Raw genomic sequence first — 7,310 nt, 5'->3', positions numbered from 1 at the left:
GCCACAACCAAGCGCTCATCGCGCTCGCACGGCGACGCTGTGACGTCCTGTTCGCCATGCTGCGCGACGGCACCATTTACCAACCCAAGTCAGCCCCTACCGCTTGACGAAACACATAGGGGCACCCCCCTCGACGACTCCCCCTCAGATTGGGGCGATCGAGTGACCTTTTTAATATGACCCTATTTTGTAATGCGCCTGCGGCACGAATTGAGCACATCGGTGGAGCGCATCGCGGCGCCTTTTTACGGAACAACGACACACCGGCCCAAACTCGTCTCTTAAAGTTTCTACGTAGAAACTGTCAGACCTCGGCGCCCACATACGCAACCACACTTCATTGCGCGCTAGCTTGCGAACTAATCCGCCTACTAAGGCAGATCCTACATTCGGTGGGATTCTCCACCGCAGTTACACGACACACGTGTCCGAGTCCGATTCGATCGGCAACCTAGGGCCCATGCAGTTCGCCCGGGCGCACAATACAAAGCAGCAGGTTTTAACCTCGGACTCTAGTGCCGACTCGAGCAAAAAAATAGGGGCATGTCAAGATGACCTCGATCAGACCGGGACTGAAACGCGGCGACCTTGTTCCGGCCGGTTGCCTTCGCGTAGTACGGCGCCTCGTCCGCTGCCTTGATCACGGCGCCAGCATCCTCTTCCTGCTCCGGCGTCCAGCTTGCCAGGCCAATACTGGCTGTGACGCGCCTGTATTCGCTGCCAGCATGCTTGAGCGCCAGTTCATCGATGCCGCACGAATGCGCTCGGCGATCTGCGCAGCACCCGTTTCCGGCGTATCGGGCAACAGCACAACGAATTCTTCCCCACCGTAGCGAGCCGCGGTATCTGCCGGGCGTCGGATATTCCCGCCGATGCAGCGAGCAACAGCCGCCAGCTCGTCGTCGCCCGCCTTGATGGCCGTACGTGTCGTTTGTACGCCTTGAAGCGGTCGACGTCGACAAACAGTAGGGAGAAAACGGAATTGGCCCGTCGGACGCGGCGCCATTCGCGGTCCAGCACTTCCCCCGAAGCTGCGCCGATTGTTCAAACCAGTGAACCCGTCCGTGTGTGCCAGGAGAACCCGTTCGGACTCTGCCCGCATACGAGGCCCCAGTTGCGTACCGAGCATGATCGACACGACGATAATGGCGACGCCGAACGTGGCCACCAGCGCGCCGATCATTACGGCACGGTGCTAGGATGTCCTGTTCCGCCTCCGCGACCATGATGATCAGCGGCAGCTTCGGCAAGTGCTTGAAGTAGTAGAGACGACGCCCCCATCGATCGACGCCGTTCCCGAAAAAGAACCCTCCTGCCGTCTGGAAGCGCCGGAATGTCGCGGCCTTGCTGATGTTGCGGCCGATGATGTGTACGTCGTACGGGTGACGCATCACCATTATGCCGTCGTTGCCGATCAGGGACATCGAGCCGTGCTGCCCGAGCGACAGCCCGGCAAACACCTGGCGGAAGTACTCAAAGTCGATCGCGATCAGTGCGATGCCGCCAAACGAGCCATCGGGGTTCGAGACTCGCCGTGACAGCACCATGTTGAGCGATCCGAAAAATTCCCCTGGCGCGGCACGTCGTTGGCGGAATCCAGGATGATGTTTCCGCCAGCGTCGAGCCGAGAAATTGCGCCGACAGACACGTGTATCACACGCAGCGATGAGTACGACGCCATCGCCCTGGCGTCATGCCGAGCACGTCACGAAACGCTTTGCCGAATGCCGCTTCCGACCGATAGCCAACGGCCTCTCCGATCGCAGCCTGCCCGCTCCCCGAGTCCCTCAACAGTGCGCATGCGTGCATCATTCGGATCTGCGCGACGAACGCACCGACGCTCATCCCAGCCTTCTCGCGAAAATGCCGCGCATACGTTGCGCGCGACATCGCTGCGACATTGCCAAGCGACGCAACGGTCCACGGATGCGCCGGTGCCTGCAACATAGCTCGAATCGACGGCCCGAGCCGCGCGTCGACCGCGACTGCGAGCCACCCTGATAGCATCTGCGTATCCTGGCCATATGCGCGCAGCGCATACGTGAGCAGAGCCTGCCCAAGCGCATCGACAATCGCACGGGCGCCCGGCTGCTCTCTCGACATCTCGGAGCGCAGCAAGCCCATGAGCATTTGCAGCGGCTCGAGCCCCGACGACTCACACAACCCTATGTGCATCACCCTCGGCAGGGCACGCAACAGCAAGTCACCGGCGCCGCGACCAAAGACAAGCCGGCCGCACAGCATGTCCACGTTCGCGCTGTCTACGTCGCCGATGTTCGATTGAACCGGCAGCACCGTGACGTTCGTCGCAGCCAGTTCATGTATTGGCACGGTTACAGCGCCGCGCGCGCCAATCGCATCCAGGATTTCGTACGCGCCGCCACCAGGCAACAGCAAGAGATCACCCTCCCCGAGCTGCTGAGTGCGGCCGCCTGCAACGCGTAGTCGGCACTGTCCCGAAAGCATGAGATGAAACGCCACCTCACTGGGCGGCGGCGCGTCATACGCAATCGTAAACGTACCGTCGAGCAGGCAACGCATCTCCAATTCAACTCGGCTGCAGCCCAACGACAGCAATTGGCTCAACGCATCCATTAGACAACTACGCAAAATCGTCACTTTAGCTCATCAAAGCCATCCGCGCGGACATTCAAGAAATTCACCCATCATCGACGTAGGATCCCAATAATCGTCACCGTTTGGGAAGTGGAGACGTCACGCGTCGGTTATGACCAACAAAGAGCTGCGGAATTCTCGTGAACTCACGAGGTTGTTCGCCGCACACTAAAGCTATCACCCGCACGCCGTCACGAATGGCATCGGTAACCACTCAGATTCGCGCAGGGACGCCTGGACAGGTTTGCCACGCACGCTCGAGGCTGAAACCCTACGGCACCGTTGCAGACGCGGAATCCACAATTCGGCCTTCGACGTCAGCGTCCCGACTATGTTCTTGGCCAGCCGAATGACGCGACCTGCCCGGAGCTTTTCGCAAGCCAGCGTCGATCCAAAATCGACGTGGCAATCGCGTGCGACCAAAAGTACCCGGTCGACAGTCCAGCTTCCAACCGATTATTGCTGGGCTTCGCAAGTCGAGTCGAAATTCACGGATCGATTACTGTTGCACACGCGTCCGTCGGCGCCGCAGCCACGTGCCCCACGACCGGCACGATCTTTATTCCTGCCGACGCGATACGACACGGCGCTGCAGCCAGACCGCATCCGCCAAGGACGATACAGCCAGCAACACACGCAGCACGAATGAACCACTTCATATACGCCTCCTGATAGCGATCAGCACACAATCCGAACCCGCCGTGACTTGATCAGCCTGCGTTCAGATAAGTCATGGTAGCATACAAACCGTCTAGACGGTTTGTATGCTACCATGACTTGTAAATCGAATTCGCCGACGTGACAACTTGCGCAGCTCGATTGATCGCTCAACGCGTAACGAACACTCCGGAGCCCGGTGTGTCGTTGTCTCGGCACAATCAACGAGCAAATGACGACATCCATCGATGCGAGCGCAGCAGACCGTACTCCCTTCTTTCACTCATCAAACGGCAATCATGCGCCACCTAACCGCCCCCAACCGAGTCCCAAGATTTTCAATCAGAACGTTGCTTTTGCTTGCAGCACCACTTGCTGCATCGCTCGTGAGCGTCCTCGTCATCGTGACGGTATTTTCGACCGACGTTCCTTACCTGACGAACGGCTTCTGAAACGGCTCCAGATGAAAATCTCATACTTCATACCGATCGTATCGTGCATGGCTGCGATCAGTTTCACTTCGACAACACATGCTCAGTTTCGCGGCCTCGACGATTTGAATCGATTTGGCGAGAAGCGCACCATGTGCCGTCAAGCGCTCCGGTCATCAGGCATGGAGGATGATATGGACCAACGTATCCGCGATCTTGTCAGGAAATCGTACGACAGCGTCGGCCGCAAGCGCGGGCCGGCCGGATCGCCGGATGCCAGCACCTATCGTGAGATGCTCGAAGACTCCGTCAACGATCTCAGGGATCCTGTGCTCAAGCAGTTGACAGATAGCTGCGCAAGCAATTTCACGATCAGCGAACTCCATGGCGTTAACGATTTTTATATGAGCGCAGCCGGGCAAGCATGGCTTCGCAAAGGTCGAACCACCATCATGCCAGAGATGGACAGAGCAATCTCCATCGTTCAGCCTCGGATCAATGAAATTGCGGAAAGTCGATACTGAGGAAGCGTCACTGAACGACGCTCGTGTTACCGGCGGGAATCCATGCCCGCCCATGAAGATGCTTCGCTGGCGGCCGGCAAGTCGCCACACCAACCGCCCTTTCCGCAACGACGTTTGTTTTTTCTAATGTTCGCTGCTGCGCGTCCATTGAACAAACCATGCAACTCTGGCAGGTTCACTGCGTCGCCTGCAGTCGACATAGGTACGTGCACGATCATCGAGACAGGTCTTGGATGTCGGCCTGGAAGACCAGCACGAGTGTCAGATAGACGAGCGATGCGAAGACGCCGGCCATCGTACCGAAAATGTCCCGGGCAAGGGCGCCACGCATCAAGTAAGCGGGAATCCCGATCGCCATATAAGCGACCAGGAACACGATCGCGATCATAAGCGGTGGTGGCATCTCAAGAATGAGATAGGCAATTTCGCGCATATTCCTGGCTTCTCGTCAATATCGGTCAGTTCATCTCGGATGTCTCGACATCGACCCGCCGCGTCGCAGCGAGTGCGACATCACCGTCTTCACCGGAGTTGGGCAACGAGCGCGTCTGCGCCCTTGTCGATGCCAGTCCGAGCGGCACTGAGCGAACCGAATGCAGCCGGCAGGTTCATGGCGTTCGGATATTGCTTTGTCACATATGCACTTAGCAGTCGACCGCTCAAGCTGTCGTAGACTTCGACGGCGTATGAAACCGAACCGCTGAACGCTCCCTTGCCACCCCGAATTGCCTGCGCGCCGTTATAGAGATTGCCGGCGATATCGAAATGCATGGCTTGTCCGACAATCGCCGTGGTTTTCTCCGCGCCAGTCAGAGTGAGCCTTACGCGCAGTGTCGCAGGGGATGGCTTCGACGCGACTTGGAAGCGCTTTGCGAGTTTGTCGGCGAACACCCTCCCCATGTAATCGGCAAGCGCCGTCTTGTCCTCGCCGTTCAAGTCGCCGAACTGATTGTCCTGACCGGCATATACGACGACCGGATCCACGATCACCTGCCGGTATTGCGACCAGTCCACGCGTGCCGCGTATCGGTACGGCACCTTTGCGGCGTCACCGCCGCGGTTCTGTGTCAGCTGTAGCGAGGAGGCAATGCCCGAATAGGCAACGGGCTGCACACCGGCGCATGCGGCCAACGTCACCATCGTGACGCCGGAAAAGATGAAAGAGCCAAATTTAGGTGTGAGCATGTCGGATTCCATGGAAGGCGCTCGGCCGGCACTAGAGGTGAAATTGCGAAAGGGTTGACGCAAGGGAAGCGTAGCATCGTCCTTGCCATATGTAAACCGTCTGCCCGGTTTGTTTTTTGAAAAGAAATCGCCAATGTACAATGGGGGGTTGCGGCCGAGAGCATCATCTCGAGTTCGCCTGGACCTACCGCCACATCACCGCGCACAAGCGCGACACCATCGCGAATATTAAATGGACAACCAGACTCGCTCGGAAATATCCCGCAAGAAGGCAATCGATGCAGCACTCAGCATCCTCACTCGCGACGGCGTGGGAGGCTTGACGTTCGACGCGCTCTCGCGCGAGAGCGGCATCAGCAAGGGGGGGTTGTTGCATCAGTTTCGTACCAAGCAGGGTGTGCTCCAGGCGTTACTCGAATTCCAGCAGCAGCAATTCGAACAGTTCGGGCGCGATTACCTCGTCAAGGAAGGAGCGTCGAAGGTCGAGCCGACGCTCGCGGCCCAGATCGCGATTTTTCGGGAAGCCATCAATCAACCGAATTCGGTCGCACGCGCGGTGCTGGCGGCAATCATCGAAAGTCCGGAATTGCTAGAGGGCCGAAACAACGTTGATGCCGACAAGCTGAAAACAATGGACAAGGAGGCTGACGATTTCGAACTCTCGCTTCTGCGTTACTTCGCGGCGAGTGGCATCGCGTTCAATGTGCTGCTTGGCGTGACACCGCTAACAGGGGCCATGCGAAATCGACTATTCACTCGCCTGCTGAACGAAGAAAGCTGGCAAACCAAGACGGTCAAGCGCAAACCTAGGTAATCGTTTGCTCTTTCGTCGCGGTTGAAGTTCGTAAATTCTGCCAATGGCGCCAATCGTGTCCGCTTATTCTGCTAACGTACCGTCCTGCTCGCTCATTTCCCAGAGCATTGGAACGCTGACCTGATATCGCGCAGCAACACGAACTGGAGTTGACCCTGTAGTTCCGGGCACGGCGTCACACTAAGGTTGCTGAATCCAGCGAGCGCCGGAACTCGCGAGGCGGGCGATATTTCAGCGCGCTATGGGGATGCTTCTCGTTGTAATGCTCGAACGCGATGGCCAGGTTGCGTGCAGCAGTCGCCGCATCCGACTTCGGCATGAAGGCGACGTAGTCGCGCTTCATCGTTTTCACGAAGCTCCCAGCCATCCCGTTACTTTGCGGGCTGCACACCGGCGTGGTCAATGGCTTCAGGCCGATGGCTGCTGCGAACCGGCGCGTATCGTCGGCCGTGTGGCCCGAACCGTTGTCGCTCAGCCACTCGATTTCGGACGGTGTATGCGGTCCGTTGCCAAACCGGTTTTCCACTGCAGCCAGCATCACGTCGCGAACGATGTCGCCGCTATGGCCTGCCCTCGTGACCGCCCAACTCATCGCTCCACGGTCGCAGCAATCCAGCGCAATCGTCACGCGCAGCGGTTCTCCGTTGTCGCAGCGGAACTCGAAGCCGTCCGAGCACCATCGCTGATTGCTGCGCGCCACGGCCACCTTGCCGTCATGTCGACGTTGCGGCCGAGGCGGATTCGGTCGGCGCTGCATCAGCAGCCCGTGCGTGCGCATGACGCGATGGATGCGCTTAGCGTTGAACGGGACCAGTCCAAGCGCAACGCGCTCGTTACGCAACGTGCCCCAAACCCGCCGATAGCCATAGCTGGGCAAATCGCCGACGACCCGGCGGATTTCCTCGACCACGACCGCATCGTCGGTCTGCCTCGATTGACGGCCATCGCGCCACGTCGTCGGACGCGACAGTCGTGCCGATACGTTCGAGCGCGACACGCCGAGAACTTCACAAACCAGTTTCACTGGTCGTCTATATGAACGTCTCCCGTTTGTGCAGGTTTTCTTGTGCGTTGACGGACAGG

General features: G+C 58.6%; 7 protein-coding genes and 1 pseudogene. 2 read left to right on the top strand and 6 right to left on the bottom strand.

Features of this window, described 5'->3' with window-relative positions; all coding sequences use genetic code 11:
- Window positions 1–512: 512 nt before the first annotated feature.
- The 3 genes and pseudogenes from HWX25_RS32280 to HWX25_RS33930 form a co-directional block, all read right to left on the bottom strand.
- Window positions 513–1,642 (bottom strand): annotated as a pseudogene (locus HWX25_RS32280) (diguanylate cyclase); the annotation flags it as partial.
- A gap of 11 nt (window positions 1,643–1,653) precedes the next feature.
- Window positions 1,654–2,595, bottom strand: coding sequence for an AraC family transcriptional regulator (locus HWX25_RS32275; RefSeq protein WP_175912617.1), 942 nt, complete (start codon window positions 2,593–2,595; stop codon window positions 1,654–1,656).
- A gap of 509 nt (window positions 2,596–3,104) precedes the next feature.
- Complete coding sequence (locus tag HWX25_RS33930) at window positions 3,105–3,275, bottom strand: DUF6726 family protein (RefSeq protein WP_321852686.1); 171 nt, start codon at window positions 3,273–3,275, stop codon at window positions 3,105–3,107.
- 230 nt (window positions 3,276–3,505) lie between these two features.
- On the opposite strand from HWX25_RS33930, the gene HWX25_RS32270 reads away from it, so the two are divergent.
- Window positions 3,506–4,228 (top strand): DUF2059 domain-containing protein, encoded by a 723-nt coding sequence (locus tag HWX25_RS32270; protein WP_175912615.1) that lies wholly within the window; start codon window positions 3,506–3,508, stop codon window positions 4,226–4,228.
- A gap of 214 nt (window positions 4,229–4,442) precedes the next feature.
- Here HWX25_RS32270 and HWX25_RS32265 read toward each other — a convergent pair whose 3' ends face one another.
- Both HWX25_RS32265 and HWX25_RS32260 read right to left on the bottom strand, forming a co-directional pair.
- A complete protein-coding gene (locus HWX25_RS32265; protein ID WP_175912613.1) occupies window positions 4,443–4,661 on the bottom strand; it encodes a hypothetical protein in 219 nt (72 codons plus the stop codon).
- 89 nt (window positions 4,662–4,750) lie between these two features.
- Window positions 4,751–5,413 (bottom strand): DUF3313 domain-containing protein, encoded by a 663-nt coding sequence (locus HWX25_RS32260; RefSeq protein WP_175912619.1) that lies wholly within the window; start codon window positions 5,411–5,413, stop codon window positions 4,751–4,753.
- Window positions 5,414–5,645: 232 nt separating this feature from the next.
- Between HWX25_RS32260 and HWX25_RS32255 the strand changes: the two genes are divergently transcribed.
- Window positions 5,646–6,227 (top strand): TetR/AcrR family transcriptional regulator, encoded by a 582-nt coding sequence (locus tag HWX25_RS32255; RefSeq protein WP_175912611.1) that lies wholly within the window; start codon window positions 5,646–5,648, stop codon window positions 6,225–6,227.
- A gap of 175 nt (window positions 6,228–6,402) precedes the next feature.
- Here the strand turns inward: HWX25_RS32255 and HWX25_RS32250 are convergent.
- Window positions 6,403–7,310 (bottom strand): IS3 family transposase (locus tag HWX25_RS32250; protein ID WP_175912609.1); only part of this gene is annotated, 908 nt, incomplete at its 5' end.

It is taken from the genome of Burkholderia sp. BCC1640 (assembly GCF_902833125.1).
Taxonomy (GTDB): domain Bacteria; phylum Pseudomonadota; class Gammaproteobacteria; order Burkholderiales; family Burkholderiaceae; genus Burkholderia; species Burkholderia diffusa.
Note: the sequence above shows the minus strand (reverse complement) of the source record. Positions and strands in the feature narration are given on the sequence as shown.